Source organism: Halorubrum sp. SS7 (assembly GCF_005435055.1).
In the GTDB taxonomy this organism is placed as follows: Archaea; Halobacteriota; Halobacteria; order Halobacteriales; family Haloferacaceae; genus Halorubrum; species Halorubrum salinarum.
The window spans coordinates 1-1,573 of record NZ_SGXV01000084.1 but is presented as its reverse complement, the minus strand read 5'-3'; the positions used below and the strand labels follow the sequence as shown (position 1 = coordinate 1,573).

Here is a 1,573-nt window from a genome sequence, read left to right as displayed (position 1 = left end):
GAAGGAGATCCCGTGGAGCACCTACTACCTGGGGCTCTCGGGCGTCGCGGTCGCGCTCACCGGCGCGGTGGCGCTGGACGCGTGGCCGTTCGTCCTCCTTCCCGACATGGCGTGGACGGTCGCCATCGTCGTGGCGTTCGCGTTCTCCGCGATCACGCACAAGTACTACACCGCGGAGATGAAGGTCGGCGAACCCGAGGAACCCCCGGAACTGAGGTAAGGCGAGCGGTTTCAAGCGGCGCTTTCTGCGGTTCCGGCGCCGCATAACCTTAGGGTCAGGACGCGTTGGATCGAGCGAACGGACCGTGCGAACTCATCGCAAATGAAACGACGGAACTTCATCCTGCTGCTCGGCGGCGCGAGCTCCGGCGCGATGAGCGTCGGGACCGGCGCGTTCAGCAGCGTCTCGGCCGAGCGGGAGGTGTCGGTGAACGTCGTGGAAGACGAGAACGCGTATTTGGGGCTGAATGAGGACCCTGAAAATGGGAAATTCCTCAAGATTAAAAATCAATTCGCTGGGAAGCTCACACTGCGAGTGAACGCGAAAATAGTAGAACCGGACACTGGTTATGAATCCGAGGTTGAGGTCGATTATGAGAGCGGAGAGGTCGACATTGAAATCGAGCCGGAAACGGGAGACGAGACCGAATCCGAAACTGGTGACAACACTGTCACGATCGGTCTCGGAAAGCGCACGTATGTAACCACTAGCTGCGAGGTGGACAGAGAATTACAGCTTGAGCTTTCATTCTTCGGTACCGTTGAGAACAGCGAAACGACAGTTCATAAAAACCGGAGGTTCACCGTCGATTGTACGTACGAAAATGATGAATCGACATCTAGCTCCCCTGCGACTCAAAACAAGGTTTCAGGAGTGACATTCGAATCGGGGAACTCGGGGGTCATCGTCAACACGACAGATTCTGCTTCGGATAACGCCGAGTTCACCGTAACTGTCTACTACAAAGACAATAGAGACATTACGAGTATAACCAAGGACGGACTTTCGGGAGACAAGACGCTCCAACTCAAGCAAACCTTCGGTGGTACAAACAACGGCAATCAGATTGTCGGTGTACAAATAGCAGGTATAAGCGGTGTTTTCGACCGCGAGGCTATCGATCACCCAGGGAAAGGAGATCCGGGAGGAACGGTAACGGTTGCCGACACGGTTCCGCTGAATCAGGCGTCCTTCCAAGACTAATTTACGGTCGGAGCGGGGTAAAATATTCTGATGAACGATTCGATATTCTCTAATAGATCCCGGTCACGATGTCATCGAGCTTCGAGATGATCCGCTGCTGTGTCGGCGCGTCGAGTCCCTCGGACGATCGTGCGGCGGGCGGTCGAAACTCCCACGTCCAGTCGTCACTCCTCGCCATCGATCATTTCGACGACCTCGTCGCGGGAGACGGCCTCGCTCTCCCCCTTTCGCATCGCGTACTCCTCCGCAGCGATGCTCGCCAGCATGTCGCGTGACGCGCCCGGGTGCTCCGTCGCGTCCCGGATCGCGTGCCGGAGGAACTCGCTCCGAGACGTGTAGCCCTCTTCCTTCCAGGCCGCGTCGATCTCC

2 protein-coding genes and 1 pseudogene are annotated in these 1,573 nt (G+C 57.2%); 2 read left to right on the top strand and 1 reads right to left on the bottom strand.

All coding sequences use genetic code 11. From position 1 onward, the window contains the following. Together EXE44_RS16700 and EXE44_RS16695 are read left to right on the top strand one after the other, a co-directional pair. Nucleotides 1–220 (top strand): annotated as a pseudogene (locus EXE44_RS16700) (hypothetical protein); the annotation flags it as partial. A 102-nt stretch (nt 221–322) separates the two neighbouring features. Further along, complete coding sequence (locus tag EXE44_RS16695; protein WP_137706456.1) at nt 323–1,204, top strand: hypothetical protein; 882 nt, start codon at nt 323–325, stop codon at nt 1,202–1,204. Between the two features lie 164 nt (nt 1,205–1,368). Here EXE44_RS16695 and EXE44_RS16690 read toward each other — a convergent pair. Continuing rightward, nucleotides 1,369–1,573, bottom strand: a 205-nt coding sequence (locus EXE44_RS16690; protein ID WP_137717962.1) for a ribbon-helix-helix domain-containing protein, incomplete at its 5' end; no start/stop codon positions are given.

Coding starts and splice junctions, on each gene's coding strand:
- EXE44_RS16695 (WP_137706456.1), top strand. CDS start 323: ATGAAACGACGGAACTTCATCCTGCTGCTCGGCGGCGCGAGCTCCGGC.